This window comes from Micromonospora sp. WMMD1076 (genome assembly GCF_029581475.1).
GTDB classification, from domain to species: domain Bacteria; phylum Actinomycetota; class Actinomycetes; order Mycobacteriales; family Micromonosporaceae; genus Micromonospora; species Micromonospora aurantiaca.
In genome coordinates this window covers 387,161-402,189 of sequence record NZ_CP120862.1, presented here as the reverse complement: position 1 = coordinate 402,189, position 15,029 = coordinate 387,161, and the positions used below count along the sequence as shown (strand labels likewise).

The 15,029-nt window shown below is 73.6% G+C and carries 15 protein-coding genes and 1 riboswitch; of the genes, 8 read left to right on the top strand and 7 right to left on the bottom strand.

Annotation, left to right across the window (positions count from 1 at the left end):
• Positions 1-28 precede the first annotated feature (28 nt).
• On the top strand, positions 29-361 hold the full coding sequence (locus tag O7622_RS02130) for a DUF4031 domain-containing protein (protein ID WP_282311616.1): 333 nt from the start codon (positions 29-31) through the stop codon (positions 359-361).
• Here O7622_RS02130 and O7622_RS02125 read toward each other — a convergent pair.
• Positions 287-922: a metal-dependent phosphohydrolase gene (locus O7622_RS02125; RefSeq protein ID WP_151013905.1), complete on the bottom strand. Its 636-nt coding sequence runs from the start codon at positions 920-922 to the stop codon at positions 287-289. The genes O7622_RS02130 and O7622_RS02125 overlap by 75 nt on opposite strands.
• Before the next feature lie 69 nt (positions 923-991).
• Between O7622_RS02125 and O7622_RS02120 the strand changes: the two genes are divergently transcribed.
• The gene (locus O7622_RS02120; protein ID WP_282311615.1) at positions 992-2,245 is read left to right on the top strand and encodes an FUSC family protein; all 1,254 of its coding nucleotides are present in this window, start codon (positions 992-994) and stop codon (positions 2,243-2,245) included.
• Positions 2,246-2,286: 41 nt separating this feature from the next.
• Here O7622_RS02120 and O7622_RS02115 read toward each other — a convergent pair whose 3' ends face one another.
• Positions 2,287-3,549: an aminotransferase class V-fold PLP-dependent enzyme gene (locus O7622_RS02115; RefSeq protein WP_282311614.1), complete on the bottom strand. Its 1,263-nt coding sequence runs from the start codon at positions 3,547-3,549 to the stop codon at positions 2,287-2,289.
• A 45-nt stretch (positions 3,550-3,594) separates the two neighbouring features.
• Positions 3,595-3,717: riboswitch (SAM riboswitch) on the bottom strand.
• A 23-nt stretch (positions 3,718-3,740) separates the two neighbouring features.
• Between O7622_RS02115 and O7622_RS02110 the strand changes: the two genes are divergently transcribed.
• Positions 3,741-5,216, top strand: coding sequence for a PrsW family intramembrane metalloprotease (locus O7622_RS02110; protein WP_282311613.1), 1,476 nt, complete (start codon positions 3,741-3,743; stop codon positions 5,214-5,216).
• 24 nt (positions 5,217-5,240) lie between these two features.
• Here the strand turns inward: O7622_RS02110 and O7622_RS02105 are convergent, their stop codons facing one another.
• On the bottom strand, positions 5,241-5,399 hold the full coding sequence (locus O7622_RS02105) for a hypothetical protein (RefSeq protein WP_162881441.1): 159 nt from the start codon (positions 5,397-5,399) through the stop codon (positions 5,241-5,243).
• A gap of 118 nt (positions 5,400-5,517) precedes the next feature.
• Positions 5,518-5,865, bottom strand: coding sequence for a co-chaperone GroES (locus O7622_RS02100; protein WP_013288840.1), 348 nt, complete (start codon positions 5,863-5,865; stop codon positions 5,518-5,520).
• Positions 5,866-6,037: 172 nt separating this feature from the next.
• Here O7622_RS02100 and O7622_RS02095 point away from each other — a divergent pair, with 172 nt between their 5' ends.
• Positions 6,038-7,315 (top strand): AI-2E family transporter, encoded by a 1,278-nt coding sequence (locus O7622_RS02095; RefSeq protein WP_348774066.1) that lies wholly within the window; start codon positions 6,038-6,040, stop codon positions 7,313-7,315.
• 50 nt (positions 7,316-7,365) lie between these two features.
• Here the strand turns inward: O7622_RS02095 and O7622_RS02090 are convergent, their stop codons facing one another.
• Complete coding sequence (locus O7622_RS02090) at positions 7,366-9,507, bottom strand: ATP-dependent DNA helicase (protein ID WP_282311611.1); 2,142 nt, start codon at positions 9,505-9,507, stop codon at positions 7,366-7,368.
• A 124-nt stretch (positions 9,508-9,631) separates the two neighbouring features.
• Here O7622_RS02090 and O7622_RS02085 point away from each other — a divergent pair, with 124 nt between their 5' ends.
• Complete coding sequence (locus tag O7622_RS02085) at positions 9,632-10,138, top strand: DUF402 domain-containing protein (RefSeq protein WP_013288837.1); 507 nt, start codon at positions 9,632-9,634, stop codon at positions 10,136-10,138.
• A 6-nt stretch (positions 10,139-10,144) separates the two neighbouring features.
• Here O7622_RS02085 and sigJ read toward each other — a convergent pair whose 3' ends face one another.
• Positions 10,145-11,098 (bottom strand): RNA polymerase sigma factor SigJ, encoded by a 954-nt coding sequence (gene sigJ, locus O7622_RS02080; protein ID WP_282311610.1) that lies wholly within the window; start codon positions 11,096-11,098, stop codon positions 10,145-10,147.
• A 167-nt stretch (positions 11,099-11,265) separates the two neighbouring features.
• On the opposite strand from sigJ, the gene O7622_RS02075 reads away from it, so the two are divergent.
• The 3 genes from O7622_RS02075 (at position 11,266) to O7622_RS02065 (ending at position 14,001) form a co-directional block, all read left to right on the top strand.
• Complete coding sequence (locus tag O7622_RS02075) at positions 11,266-12,216, top strand: PPK2 family polyphosphate kinase (protein WP_282311609.1); 951 nt, start codon at positions 11,266-11,268, stop codon at positions 12,214-12,216.
• A 149-nt stretch (positions 12,217-12,365) separates the two neighbouring features.
• On the top strand, positions 12,366-12,992 hold the full coding sequence (locus O7622_RS02070) for a DUF47 family protein (RefSeq protein ID WP_013288834.1): 627 nt from the start codon (positions 12,366-12,368) through the stop codon (positions 12,990-12,992).
• A 4-nt stretch (positions 12,993-12,996) separates the two neighbouring features.
• Positions 12,997-14,001 (top strand): inorganic phosphate transporter, encoded by a 1,005-nt coding sequence (locus O7622_RS02065; RefSeq protein WP_262013238.1) that lies wholly within the window; start codon positions 12,997-12,999, stop codon positions 13,999-14,001.
• 48 nt (positions 14,002-14,049) lie between these two features.
• Here O7622_RS02065 and O7622_RS02060 read toward each other — a convergent pair whose 3' ends face one another.
• Positions 14,050-15,018 (bottom strand): Gfo/Idh/MocA family oxidoreductase, encoded by a 969-nt coding sequence (locus O7622_RS02060; protein ID WP_282311608.1) that lies wholly within the window; start codon positions 15,016-15,018, stop codon positions 14,050-14,052.
• Positions 15,019-15,029: the final 11 nt, after the last annotated feature.

The following is a 15,029-nucleotide window of genomic DNA, read 5'->3' as shown; positions in this document are numbered from 1 at the left end:
GAAGGCTACCGGCGTACCGTCTGTGGCCGTGCTCTACCTGGACCCGCCCGCCGTGCCCTGGCGCGGCCGGCTCTGGTCGCACCTGATCAGCGACGTCTCGTACGCCGAACTGCACGCGTTCGCGGAGATGCTCGGCGCGCCCCGGCGCGGCTTCGACCGAGACCACTACGACGTGCCGGCCGAGCGGTTCCGGACCGCGGTCTGGCTGGGCGCCAGGGTCGTGCCGTCGCGGGAGATCGTCCGCCTGCTGCGGGACGCCGGTCTGCGCCGCCCGAAGCACCGCGTCTCAGGCGAGACCGGCCAGCTCCCGGGACAGGTTGGCCCGGGCCGGGGCCTCCCAGCGGGCGTGCGGCTCGGGTAGGCGGTAGAGCGCCGGCAGGGCGAGCAGGTGCCGCAGCACCGCGGCCCGGCCGGTGCGGAAGTCCGGTTCGGGCACGTGCGCGTACTCGGCACGGATCGCGGCGGCGTACCTGTCGTACCGCTCCGCCGGGGCGGCGAGCACCGCCAGGTCCGCGTCGCACAGCAGCGCGCCGTCCGGGTCGTCCGGCCCGACCACGTGGCCCGCGGTGAGCAGCACCAGGCGGCGTACCCCGGTCACCGTCGCGGCCGGGAGCCCGGCGGCGGCCAGCAGCTCGCCGGCCAAATCGGCGCTGGCCCGCTCGTTGGCGTCGCCCGCCGCGCGCGGGTCGTAGACCGCGTCGTGGCACCACGCCGCCAGCCGGACCAGGTCGGGGTCGCGGGCCAGACCGGCGTACGCGTCGACCACGTCGAGCACCGCCCGCAGGTGCTCCTCGTCGTGGTGGCGCCGGTGCGGCTCCCGCCAGCCCGCCAGCAGCCGCTCACCGGCCCGGTCGGCTCCCGCCGGATCGGTCGCGCCCGCCGCCAGTACCGTCGCCCGCCACCGTGCCGTCAGTTCGTCCATCGGGTGCAGTCTGCCCCAGTCCGGCCCGGTCGGAGGGATTCAGCCGGGGCGGTACGGGTAGTACCGGCCATGGCCCGGGACGGACGACTGCGGTTCCTGCGTCGTGGCAAGCTGCGTGAAGGGCTGGCGGACCGGGACGGGCAGCGGATCGCCTCCGCGATGGATGAACTGCGGCACCGGGGCAAGGCGACGCTGCACGACCGGCTGCACCGGGTCCGTACCGCGTTCGGCCTCGCCGTGCAGGCCGGGCTCGCCGCCGGCCTGGCGTATCTGGTCTCGCACCGCCTGCTGAAGAACCCGCAGCCGGTCTTCGCCCCGATCTCCGCCGTCGGCACGCTCGCCGCCTCGGTGGGGCAGCGGTTCCGGCGCACCGTCGAGCTGATCGTCGGGGTGGCGGTCGGCGTGCTCGTCGGCGACGCGCTCATCTACTTCGTCGGCACCGGCGCCTGGCAGCTCGCGCTCGTGGTGACCTCGGCGATCCTGCTGAGCATCTTCGCCGGTGCGAGCGTGGCCATCGTGATCCAGGCCGCGGCCACCGCGGTGCTGATCGTGACGCTCAGCCCGTCCACGGAGAACCTGGAGTTCCCCCGCTTCATCGACGCGTTCCTCGGCGGCGGCATCGCGTTGCTGGTCACCGCCGTGCTGTTGCCGCTCAACCCGCTACGGGTGATCAACCGGGCCGCCCGGCCCGCGCTGGACCTCCTGGCCGGCCAGCTCGACGCCTGCGCCGACGCGGTGCGCAGCCGGGACCGGGACGCGGCCCAGCAGGCGCTGTTCCGCCTGCGCGAGAACAAGGAGGAACTGGCCGCGCTCTCCGATGCGATCGAGGGCGCGAAGGAGACCAGCACGCTCTCCCCGGCCCGCTGGCACCGGCGCAGCGAGCTGACCCACTACGCCGAGGCGGCCGAACCGATCGACCGGGCCATGCGCAACACCGGCACGCTGATCCGCCGCGCGGTCACCATGATCGAGGACTCCGAACCGGTCCCCGAGCCGATGCCGGATGCGATCGGCCATCTGGCCGAGTCGGTGCGCCTGCTCCGCCAGGAGTTCGCCGCCGGTGAGGAGCCGCAGGAGGCCCGCGAACGGTCGCTGCGCGCGGTGAGCGAGGCCGGGCGGGCGTACGCCGAGGGGGTCGGCTTCTCCGGCAGCGTGGTGATCGCCCAGGTGCGTACCACGGCGAGCGACCTGATGGTGGCCTCCGGGATCGAACAGGAGGAGGCGAACCGGCTGGTCCGGCAGGCGTTCGGCGAGAACCGCCAGGGCGAACCCGCAGCCCGGAACCCCGCCGCCCACCCACCCACAGCCCCACCGGTCGGCTGACCCCCGCCCGGTCAACCTCATGATCGACGAGGTGGAGCAGGCTAGGGCAGGTGGGTCAGGGCGGTCAGGAGGGCGTCTACCTCGGCGGTGGTGGTGCCCAGGCCCAGGCTGGCTCGCAGGGCGGTCGGGGGCAGGTCGGTGCGGCCCGTACGGGCGGCGGCCTCGGCCAGCAGACGCCGGGCCAGCGGGTGCGCGCAGAACAGGCCGTCGCGTACCCCGATCCGGTGCCGGCTCGCCAGGTGGGCGGCCACCTCGGCCGAGTCCCGCCCGGCGACCACGAAGCTGACGATGCCCACCCGTGGCGCGTCCGGGCCGAACATGCGCAGCTCGGCCACGTCCGGCAGCGTGGCGAGGCCGGCGCGCAGCCGGGTCAGCAGCGCCTGTTCCCGGGCGTGCAGCGCGTCCCGGTCGGCCGCGCCGAGCGCCTCGCAGACAGCGGCGAGCGCCACCGCGCCGAGCAGGTTCGGGGTGCCGGCCTCGTGCCGGGCCGGGCCGGTCGTCCAGCGCACCTCGTGCGTCGCGGCGCCGACGTGGCTGGTGGCGCCGCCTCCGGCCAGGTACGGCGGGGCCGCGTCCAGCCAGTCCGCGCGCCCGGCCAGCACGCCCGCGCCGAACGGGGCGTACAGCTTGTGCCCGGACACTGCCACGTAGTCCACGTCCAGCGCGGTCAGGTCGACCGGGGCGTGCGGGGCGAGCTGCGCGGCGTCGACCAGGATGCGGGCGCCGTGCCGGTGGGCCACCCGGGCCAGCTCGGCGACCGGCCAGCACTCGCCGGTGACGTTGCCGGCTCCGGTGACCGCGACCAGCACGGGCAGGCCGGGCCGGGCGTCGCGGGCGAGTTCGCCGAGCGCCGCTGCGAGGGACCGGACCGCGCCGGCCGGGCTGTCCGGGACCGGCAGCCGTACCGAGCCGCGCGGCCAGGGCAGCAGGTTGGCGTGGTGCTCGGCGCCGAACGTGATCACGGTGGTGCCGGCGGGCAGCGCCCGGGCCAGCAGGTTCAGCGCGTCGGTGGTGTTCCGGGTGAAGATCACGTGATCGTCGGGGCGGGCGCCGAGGAAGTCGCCGACCGTCTGCCGGGCCCGCTCGTATGCCAGCGTGCAGCGCCGCGACAGCGCGCCGGCGCCCCGGTGCACACTCGCGTACCAGGGAAGAAGCCCGGCCACCGCGTCGGCCGCGGCCCGCGCGCACGGCGCGCTGGCGGCGTGGTCCAGGTTGATCTCCCCCGGTACGCCGAGCACGCCGAGCGGGTCGGGCCGGACCGGCACGGGCAGCACGGGTAGCGGGGGTACGAGGGTGACGGTCATGCCGGAGCCTCCCGGGTCACAGGACCCCAGGTGGTGCCGGGACGGGGTCCGCGCTTGCCCGGCGCGCGGAGCGGCACCGGGCCCGGTCATCACCCGGGGCACCCCACCGCGAACCTCGACGAGGGTTGCCGGCCAGCAAGCCGGGGCTTGACGCTGGCGCTCGTGACCTGTCCGGGAGCATAGCCCTCACGATGCGACCGGACCAGTGGGTCGCAGGTGACTACGCTGACCGCATGGCCGACACCCCACCCGGCGCAGCCCCGCCGCCACCGCATGCGCCCGCCGCCCCGCCGGGGGCGCCGACGCCCCGGATGCCGCTGCGCCGGCTCGGCTGGCGGCGCTTCCTGGTGCTGGCCGGTGTGGTGCTGCTGATCGCGGCCGGTGCGCTGTTCATGGTGTTCACGCTCGGCGAGAGCCTGGGCGCCGAGGCGCTGCTGGTGGGCGTGATCGCGGCGATCCTGCCGGTGCCGGTGCTGGTCTCCTGCTTCCTCTGGCTCGACCGCTACGAGCCGGAGCCGCTGAAGTATCTGATCTTCTGCTTCGCCTGGGGCGCCTTCGTCTCCACCGCGATCTCGCTGCTGGTGAACACGGCCAGCGCGGGGCTGTTCGAGGACCGGGGGCTGCCGGTCGCGCTGACCGCGGTGCTGGTCGCGCCGTTCATCGAGGAGCTGACCAAGGCGGCCGGTCCGCTCCTGGTGCTGATCTTCCGGCGGCGGGAGTTCTCCGGGATCACCGACGGCCTGGTCTACTGCGGGCTCTCCGCGGTCGGCTTCGCCATGGTGGAGAACATCCTCTACCTGGGCGGGCACGGCTACCGCGCCGGCGCCGACGAGTACGGCCCGGCCACCGGCGCGCAGCAGGTGATCGCGATCTTCATCGTCCGGATCCTGCTGTTCGGCTTCGCCCACCCACTGTTCACGTCGATGACCGGCGTCGGGCTGGGCGTCGCCGCGCGTACCGCCGACCGTCGGGTACGGGTGCTCGCGCCGCTCGCCGGGCTGCTGCTGGCGATGATCCTGCACGGCACCTGGAACCTGCTGCCCTCGCTGGCCCAGGCCACCGGGGAGGTGGTGATCGTGCTCTACGGCTACATCGGCGTGATGGTGCCGATCTTCTTCGCGATGGTCGGGCTGGCGGTCTGGCTGCGCGCCTGGGAGGGCCGGCTGACCGAGCGCACGCTGCCCGACTACGTCCGCGCGGGCTGGCTCACTCCGCCCGAGGTGGCGGCGCTGGGCAGCCTGGGCCGGCGGCACGCGGCGCGCACCTGGGCGCGGCGGGTCGCCGGTGACGGCGGGGTACGCGCGATGCGCGGCTACCAGTTCGCCGCGACCCGCCTGGCGCTGCTGCGCGACGGGATGCGCCGGGGACTGGACCGCAAGCCGGAGGAGCGGGAGCGGACGGCACGGGAGGAACAGGAGCTGCTGGACGCGATCACCGCGTACCGGTCGTTCTTCGTCGGTCGCGACCCGCAGGCGCCGGTCGGGGTCTGGGACGGTCAGCGCTACCACCTGCGGTTCCCGGACGGTTCGCAGCGCCCGGTCGAGGCGCCGGACGACCCGGTGGTGCCGATCCCGGTGGTGCTGGCCCAGCCGCCCGCCTTCCCGCAGGGCGGCTACGGCCCGGGCGGCTGGCACGACCCGGGCGCGCCCTGGCACCCCGGGCGCTGAGGCCGGCCGGCTCGTCGGCGCCGGTCAGCTCATCAGGCCGGTCAGGAAGTCGCCGAGCCCCTGGGCGATGGCCATCAGCGCGCCGCCGATGCCCTTGAACACCTGCGCCGCGCCGTCCGGCCGGAACGCCATGAAGTAGATCAGGAACGCGAGGAATCCCCAGGCGAGGATCTTTTTGATCACTACCGGCATGGTGTCCCTCCCCAGGGCGCGCTGAGGTGCCTGGGCTTCCCGCCGGGCAGCGCCGCAAACAGCACCGCCGCAGGGCGACCGGCACCGGAGCGCCGCAACAGGTAGGGACCTACAGGTAGAGACCGGTGGAGCCGGCGGCGGTGCTCTCCACCCGCTCGGCCGCCACGGCGTGCACGTCCCGCTCGCGCAGCAGCACGTACGCCCGTCCGTGCAACTCGACCTCGGAGCGGTCGTCCGGGTCGAACAGCACCCGGTCACCGGCCACGATCGCGCGGACGTTCGGCCCGACGCCGACCGCCGTGGCCCAGGCCAGCCGCTTGCCCACCGCTGCCGTCGCGGGGATCACGATGCCGGCGGTGGAGCGGCGTTCCCCCTCCGCACCCTCGGTACGCACCAGCACGCGGTCGTGCAGCAGACGGATCGGCAGCCCGGCGTCGAGACTCTGGTCGGCGGTCACGCGAAGACGCTACCGCGTGCCCGTCGGTCGATCCCGGCGTGGTTGGCGAGAGCGCCGGGCGGGCAATGTGTGGCCGAGTCGCCCTAGGGTGGGGCGTACGGACGTATCCTGTGCCCCCTGTGACCTGGTGGGGCTGATTTTGCCGGAGGTGCGCTTGAGCCGCTTCGAGCGGATGCGCGGACGGCTCCGCCGCGCGTACGAGTCGGGCCGGGAGGCGGCCCGGACCCGGCGAGCAGCAGCCGCGGAGGTGGCGGACGGGGGCGTGGCCTCTCCCGCCTCACCGGGGCCGGCCGCCTCGCCGGAGGCGACGGTGGTGGGCGCCGGGTCGCCTGCGGCGTTGCACTCCTCGACCGTGAGCCGGGACGACACGGAGGTGCCGCACGCGCTGCGCATCGCCGCCGCGTGGTGCTGGCGCCTGATCGTGATCGGCATCGTGACCTGGGCCCTGCTCAGGATCGTCGGCACGATCAGCATCGTGATCATCCCGTTGACCGTCGCGCTGCTGCTCTCCGCGCTGCTCGCCCCGGCAGTCGGCTGGCTGCTCCGGGCCCGGCTGCCCCGTTCGCTGGCGACCGCCGTGGTGCTGGTCGGCGGCCTGGCCGCTGTCGTCGGCACGCTCACGCTCGTGGTCAACGAGTTCATCAAGGGCGTGCCGGAGCTGAGCCAGAAGTCCTCCGAGGGCGTCCGGCAGATCCAGGACTGGTTCAAGACCGGCCCGCTGCACCTGTCCGACAGCCAGCTCAACCGCTACATCGACGAGGCGCAGAACTGGATCAACGGCAACACCGAGCGGTTCACCAGCGGTGCGTTGAGCACCGCCGCCACGCTCGCCGAGGTGCTCACCGGCACCGTCCTGGTCCTGTTCGCCACGTTCTTCTTCCTGCGCGACGGCAACAACATCTGGCGGTTCCTGGTCCGGCTGCTGCCGGTCGCCGCCCGCTGGAAGGTCGACGACGCCGGTCGCGCGTCCTGGGCGACGCTCGGCGCGTACGTGCGGGCCACGGTGCTGGTGGCCTTCATCGACGCGGTCGGCATCGGCATCTTCCTGGTCGCCTTCGACATCCCGTTCGCGTTCCCGCTGGCCGCGCTGGTCTTCCTGGGCGCGTTCATCCCGATCGTCGGTGCGTTCCTGTCCGGCGTGGTGGCCGTGCTGGTGGCGCTCGTCGACAGCGGCCCGGTGACCGCCCTGATCATCCTCGCCGCGGTGATCGGCGTACAGCAGGTCGAGGGCCACGTGCTCCAGCCGCTGATCATGGGCCGGGCGGTGGCCATCCACCCGCTCGCCGTGATCATCGGCATCGCTGCCGGAGTGGTGCTCGCCGGTATCGCCGGCGCGCTGGTCGCGGTGCCGCTGATCGCCGTACTCAACACCGCGGTGCGCCGGCTCGCCGCGCGTACCGTGCCGGACACCCCGCCGGACGCGGTCGTGGTCGCCTCCCAGGCACCCTGACCCGGCAAGACCGCCGACGCCCGCGTCGCCCCAGCGGGGAGGCGCGGGCGTCAGCTCTTGGCGAGCCGTTCCAGCGCGCCCCGGGCCACCTCCGGCCGGGTGGTGTACCAGAACGGCGGCAGCGAGCGGCGCAGGAACGGGCCGTACCCGCGTGCCGTCTCCAGCCGCGAGTCGAGCACCGCCACCACGCCCCGGTCGCCGGTGGCCCGGATCAGCCGGCCGACACCCTGGGCCAGCCGGACCGCTGCGATCGGTACGCTCACCGCCGCGAAACCGGACCCGCCACCGGCGTCCACCGCCGCCGCCCGCGCCGCCGCGAGCGGCTCGTCCGGACGGGGGAACGGCAACCTGTCGATCACCACGAGCTGGCAGGCGTCGCCCGGCACGTCCACCCCCTGCCAGAGCGACATCACCCCGAACAGGCAGCTCTCCCGCACCTCGCGGAACCGGCGCACCAGCAGCGGCAGCGCCTCCTCGCCCTGGAGCAGCACGGGCAGGTCGGTCCGCGCGCGGACCAGCTCCGCGGCCTGCTGCGCGGCCCGTCGCGACGAGAAGAGCCCGAGGGTACGACCACCGAGCGCCTCGACCAGCGCCAGCAGCTCCTCACCTGCCGGCTCGGGCAGCCCGGAGACGCTGGGGCGGGGCAGGTGCGCTGCGACGTACAGGATGCCCTGCCGGGCGTAGTCGAACGGCGAGCCGACGTCGAGCGAGCTCCAGCCCGGCCCCTCGGTCGCCGGTACGGTGCCGATCGACGCCCGGCTGCCCTCGGTGGCCGCCACCGGCGGCGTGACCGGGGAACGGGCGGCGGCGGCAGCGGTCGCCAGCGCGGCGGCGGCCGGTGACGGTGGGGTGGGCGGCGGTGCGTCCAGCCCCAGCGCCCGGGCCACCGTGTCGAAGCGGCCGCCCAGCGCCAGCGTGGCCGAGGTGGCGACCACAGTGCGCTCGTCGTACAGGTGGGTGGCGAGCGTGCCCGCCACCGACAGCGGCGCGACGACGAGCGCGCGGCGACTGCCGTTGTCCGGCTTCTCGACCCAGGCGACGTCGTGGTCGGCCTCCTCCAGCAGCCGCTGGGCGGTGGCGGACAGCTCGTCCAGCACCGCCTTGGCCTGCTGCTTGCGTACCGGATCGGGGTCGTCGGCCTTCACGTCGCCGATCGCCTCCAGCGCGGCCCGGGTCGCCGAGTCCAGCAGCGTGCACGCCTCGCGCAGCGCGGGCGGCAGACCGGCGGTGAGCCGCCCGGCCGGCGCCTCGGCGAGCCCCACCGCGAGCGCGTCACCGGCCTCGGTGAGCCGCTCGGCCACGTCGGGGCGCAGCAGCGGCCGGGCCCGCCGGGTGGACCTGTCGATCAGCTCCGGCACCAGCTCGGCCTGGGCGGCCGACGAGACCCGGTCGGCCAGCTCGTGCGCCTCGTCCACCACGAGCAGCTTGTGCGGCGGCACGATGTGCCGCCCGGCGAGCATGTCGACGGCGAGCAGGCTGTGGTTGGTGACCACGATGTCGGCCTCGCGGGCGCGCGCCCGGGACGCCTCCGCGAAGCACTCCTGCCCGAACGGGCAGCGGCTCGCGCCGACGCACTCCCGGGCCGGCATGGAGACGCTGCGCCACACCTGGTCGTCCACGCCCGGATCCAGCTCGTCCCGGTCGCCGGTGGCGGTCTCCTCGGCCCAGTCGCGCAGCCGCTGCACCTGCTTGCCCAGGCGGCCCGCCTCACCGAGCCACTTGGTGCCCCCGCCGGAGCGTGGCGCGTCGAACAGCGCGTCGTCCGGCTCGTCCTCGACCGAGCTGTCCAGCCGGGCCAGGCAGAGATAGTGGTGACGTCCCTTGAGCACGGCGAACGTCGGGCGGCGGCCCAGCACCGGTTCGACCGCGTCGGCCAGCCTCGGCAGGTCGTGCTCGACGAGCTGGGACTGCAACGCCAGCGTGGCGGTGGAGACCACCACCGGCCCGTCCACGGTCAGCGCCGGGGCGAGGTACGCCAGGGACTTGCCGGTGCCCGTGCCGGCCTGCACCAGGAGATGCTCGCCGGAGGCGATGCTGCGCTCGATCGCCTCGGCCATCTGCTGCTGGCCCGGCCGGGCCGCGCCGCCCGGAACCGCGCCCACCGCCGCGGTCAGCAGCTCCCCGGCACCGGCGCGGCCACTGCGGCGCTTCTTCGGGACGGCCGGGCCGGTGGCGGTGCGCGACGGGGTCACCGTGCGACCGTACCCGCCGGCACCGACGGGGGTCCGGCGGCTCCGGCGGCGTGGCGGGACGGCGGGTCGCGTCCGGTTACCTCCCGATCGCGTGGCGTGGCCGGAATCGGTTAGGGTGCCAGGCATGCCGAGCGATGTGGTCCGCGTGATCTACCGCAAGTACGACGGCAGCGCCCACCGCGACTACCCCGCCCGCCGGCTCGCCGAGGACGACCTCGGCGTCTGGCTCGGCGTGCCCGCCGGCACCGAGTCCGTCTACCACGGCCGCCCGTCGGTCGAGCAGATCCCGTTCGTCCTGCTGGTGCCGCACCACGGGTGGTGGACCGGCATGTTCAACCCGCCGCCGCGCACCAGCGAGGTCTACTGCGACATCGCCACCCCGGCCCGCTGGGAGGGCGAGGAGACAGTCCACCTGATCGACCTCGACCTGGACGTGGTGCGCCGTCGTGAGACCGGCCTGGTCGAGCTGCGCGACGAGGACGAGTTCGCCGTGCACCGGGCCCGCTGGGGCTACCCGGACGACGTGGTCACCGAGGCCGAGGCCGCGTCCCGCTGGCTGCTCGGCGCGCTCGGCGACGGCACCGAGCCGTTCGCCACCTCGTACCGGAAGTGGCTCGCACTGGTGGTTTGAGCCGGCTCACCAGCGCGGCGGCCAGGCGGCGTCCGGCCCCAGCGGCGGCAGCTCGCCGACCTTGTCCGGGTTGAGCTGGTTGAACACGCCGGTGACCCGCCCCTCGTGAACGGCGAACGAGGTGACCATGCGGATGGTCCGCCCGTCCCGGTAGGGCACCTCCGCCTGCCAGCCCAGCGCGCCGTCCACCACCACCGGCCGGACCCGCAGCGCGCCCCACTTGCGGGCCTGGCCGAACAGGCCGAGAAGCAGGCGCCCGGCCGCCTCCGCGCCGACCACCGGCCGGCGGGCCGCCGGGAAGTGGCCCCCGGAGTCGCCGAACGTCACCACGTCCGGGGCGAGCACGCGGACCAGTTGGTCCAGCTCACCGGACTCCACAGCGGCGGCGAACGCGGCGAGCACCCGCCGCTGCTCGGCGATGCCGGCGCTGTGCCGGGGCACGTCCGGCCCGTGCACCGCCCGGCGGGCCCGGGACGCCAGCTGACGGGCTGCCTCCGGCGTCACCGCGAGCACGTCCGCCACGTCGGAGAACGGCACCGCGAACACGTCGTGCAGCACGAACGCCACCCGCTGCTCCGGCGTCAGCCGTTCCAGCACCACCAGCAGCGCGGTGCCGAGCTGGTCGGCCCGTACCGCCCGCTCGGCCGGGTCGGGCGCGAACCCGTCCGCCGCCGGCGCCGCTGTCACCACCGGCTCGGGGAGCCACTGACCCGGGTACGCCTCCCGGCGCACCCGGGCGGAGCGGAGCACGTCCAGGCAGATCCGGGAGCAGGTGGTGATGAGCCAGCCGCGCAGATCGCGTACGCGGGCACGCTGTTCCGGGACGCTCAGCGCGCCGGAGAAGCGCAACCAGGTCTCCTGCACCGCGTCCTCGGCCTCGCTGCGGCTGCCCAGCATCCGCTGCGCGACCGCCAGGAGACGCCCTCGTTCCGCCTCGAACTCCCCCGCAAGCTCGTCCACCCACTCATTCTCTCGCCCCACCCCTCGCCACGGCACCCCGCCCACCCCCGTCGATCTTGCGCTTGCTGCCCCGGCAAACAGTGCTTTCCGGGCGTATCGGGGCCCGCAACTGCAAGGTCGGCGGAGCGGGGCGGGCGGGGAAGGGCTCCGGGGGTGAGGATCGGGGGATGAGTGAGGTGGTGTGGCCCGTCGGCGGGCCTATGCGGGAACTGCTTCGGGTGGCGCCGGGAGCTGTGGATCTGGCGGCTGTCGATCCCCGGTCGACGCCGGGACTGCCTGTTGCGGCCGGGCACGGGGCCGCGCGCAAGGAGTGGGCGCGGGCCCAGGTCGAGCTGATCGGCGCGGAACTGGGACGGCAGCAGGAGATGCTGTACGCCTCGGCGCAGGGCGCCGCCGGGCCGGGGGGCGCCACCAGCGCGCCGGCGCAGGCGGACACGGGGCTGGACGGCGACCGGCCGCGCCGGGTGCTGCTGGTTCTCCAGGCGATGGACTGCGGCGGCAAGGACGGCACGGTCAAGCGGGTGGCGGGCGCGATGAACCCGCTCGGGCTGCACATCCGCTCGTTCGGGCCGCCGAGCGAGGAGGAGTTGCGGCACGACTTCCTGTGGCGGGTACGCCGGGCGCTGCCGCCGCCCGGGTACGTCGGCGTGTTCAACCGCTCCCACTACGAGGACGTGCTCATCGCCCGGGTCGAAGGGCTGGTCGACGAGGCGACCTGGCGGTCCCGGTACGCGATCATCAACGACTTCGAGCGGGAACTGACCGAGCAGGCGGTCACAGTGGTGAAGGTCATGCTGCACATCTCGTACGCCGAGCAGGGCGAGCGACTGATGGAGCGGCTCACCGACCCGACGAAGTTCTGGAAGTACAACCCGAGCGATCTGGACACCCGGGCCCGTTGGGGCGACTACCAGGCCGCGTACGCCGAGGCCCTGGAGCGTTGTGGCACGGACGCCGCGCCCTGGTTCGTGGTGCCGGCGGACCGCAAGTGGTACCGGGACTGGGCGGTCGCCCACCTGCTGCGGGAGACGTTCGGCGGGTTGGATCTGGGGTATCCGCCTGCCGATTTCGACGTCGAACGGGAGCGTGACCGGTTACGGAGTCAGCGCCGTCCGTGATCAGGTGAACGGAAGGTTAACGAGCGGTGAATCGGGCCTGACCAGGGGTGGGCCGATCGACAGTGGGTTCGGCGCGGTCCCTAGCATGCGCAGAGCAGACGCCCGGGGGGCGACGGCCACCCTTCCACCGACACGACGAGGTCCGTGCTGTGAAGTTTTCCTTCCGTCCCACCGAGGGCGCCTTCTACGAGCTCTTCACCAGGGCCGCGCAGAACCTGGTGAAGGGGACCGAACTGCTCAACGAGCTGGGTCTGCCCGGTGCCGACGTGCAGTCGATCAGCGAGCGGCTGACCGACATCGAGCACGACAGCGACCAGATCACGCACGAGCTGTACAAGAAGATCAACTCCACGTTCATCACGCCGTTCGACCGGGAGGACATCTACCGGCTGGGCTCGCTGCTCGACGACGTGATGGACCACCTGGAGGCGGTCGGCAACCTGCTCTACCTGTACGGCCTGACCAAGCTCCCGTCGCTTCCGCGCGAGCTGCACGAGCTGGTCAACGTGCTCGACCTGCAGGCCAAGCTCACGGCCGAGGCGATGCCCCGGCTGAAGTCGATGAAGGACCTCGAGGACTACTGGATCGAGTGCAACCGGCTCGAGAACGACGGCGACCAGGCGTACCGGATGCTGCTGGTCCGCCTCTTCTCCGGTGAGTACGACGCGCTCACGGTGCTGAAGATGAAGGAGGTGGCCGACGAGCTGGAGGCCGCCTGCGACGCCTTCGAGCACGTCGCCAACACCGTCGAGACCATCGCGGTCAAGGAGTCCTGATCCAGTGACACCCGAACTCATCGCCGTGCTGGCGGTGATCGCGGTCGCCATGGCGTTCGACTACACGAACGGCTTCCATGACGCGGCCAACGCCATCGCCACCAGCATCTCGACCCGGGCGCTGACCCCCCGGATCGCGCTCGCGCTGGCCGCCGTCGGCAACTTCGTCGGCGCGCACTTCGGCGCCGGGGTGGCCAAGACTGTCGGCGACGGGCTGGTGACGTTGCCGACCGGGGTGGAGAGCCTCGGCGTGGTCTTCGCCGGCGTGCTCGGCGCGATCATCTGGAACCTGATCACCTGGTACTTCGGCCTGCCGTCCTCGTCCTCGCACGCCCTCTTCGGCGGCCTGGTCGGCGCCACCCTGTTCGCCGCCGACGGCATCGTCCAGTGGGGCACCATCATCGAGAAGGTCCTCGTCCCGATGGTGCTCTCGCCGGTGGTCGGCCTGATCCTCGGCTTCCTGATGATGCTGGCGATCATGTGGCTGTTCCGGAAGGGCCAGCCCGGCAAGCTCAGCCGTGGCTTCCGGTGGGCACAGACCGCGTCCGCCGCCGCCATGTCGGTCGGCCACGGCATGCAGGACGCCGCCAAGACCATGGGCATCATCGTGCTCGCGCTCTACACCGGCGGTTTCCAGGAGAGCAAGACGCACATCCCGGGCTGGGTCTTCTGGACCTCCGCCGCGATGCTGGCGGCCGGCACGTACGCGGGCGGCTGGCGGATCATCCGGACGCTCGGCCGGAAGATTATCGACCTCGGCCCGGCCGAGGGCTTCGCAGCCGAGACCGTCGCCAGCGCGGTGCTCTACTTCAACGCGCTGGTGCTGAAGGCGCCGATCTCCACCACGCACACGATCACCTCGGCGATCATGGGTGTGGGCGCGACGAAACGGCTCTCCGCGGTGCGCTGGAACGTGGCCGGCAACATCGTGATCGCCTGGATCATCACGTTCCCGGCCGCCGCCGCGATCGCCTGCCTCGCGTACCTGCTGGTCCGGCCCCTGTTCTGAGTTCCGCGCGGTGACGTCGAGGGGTTCCCCGCAGTGGCGGGGAACCCCTCACGCGTAGGAGACGCCGATCCGGGCCTTGATGTCGTCGATCAGGCCCATCACCTCGAGCGTGGCGGCGTGCGGCACCAGCGGGCTCTCGGTCAGCCCGGCCGCCAGGCAGCGCTGCACCTCGATCGCCTCGTACTGGTAACCGCCGCCGGTCAGGTCCGCCGGGATCGTCTCCGGTCCGGCGCCGGCCCGGTGCAGCACCGCGTGCGCGGGCCGGAAGAACGGCTCGGGCAGGTCGATCCGGCCGGTCGTGCCGGTGATCGACGCGGTGATCGCTGTCGCGCCGACCATGCCGCAGCTGAGCGTCGCCACCGCCCCGGAGTCCCAGCCGAGCACCATGCCGGTGTTCTCGTCCACCGCCTCCGGGGTCAGCTTGGCCCACACCTGCAGATGCTGCGGCACGCCGAGCACCAGGTGGGCCAGGCTCAGCGGGTAGACGCCGAGGTCCAGCAGCGCGCCACCGCCGAGCGTGCGGGCCCGCATCCGGTGCTCCGGCGGGAACGGGCCGGCCACACCGAAGTCCGCCCGTACGTGCGTCACCTCACCGATCGCGCCGTCCCGGATCAGCTCCAGCACCCGCAGGATCAGCGGGTTCGTCCGCATCCACATGGCCTCCATGAGGAACAGGCCCCGGGCGCGGGCCGTCTCCACCAGCTCGGTGGTGGTCGGCAGGTCCAGCGTGCACGGCTTCTCCACCAGCACGGCCTTGCCGCCGGCCAGGCAGGCGAGCGCCGCCTCGTGGTGCGCGGCGTGCGGCGTGGCCACGTAGATCGCGTCCAGGTCCGGGTCCGCGGCCAGTTCCGCCCATGAGGCGTACGCCCGCGGCACGTCGTGCCGGCGCGCGAACAGTTCGGCGCTCTCCCGGGTACGCGAGCCGACCGCGACCAGCTCGGCGTCCGGCACCAGCCGCAGATCCTCGGCGAAGCGGGCGGCGATGTTGCCGGTGGCCAGGATTCCCCAACGCGTCATGCCGGAACGCT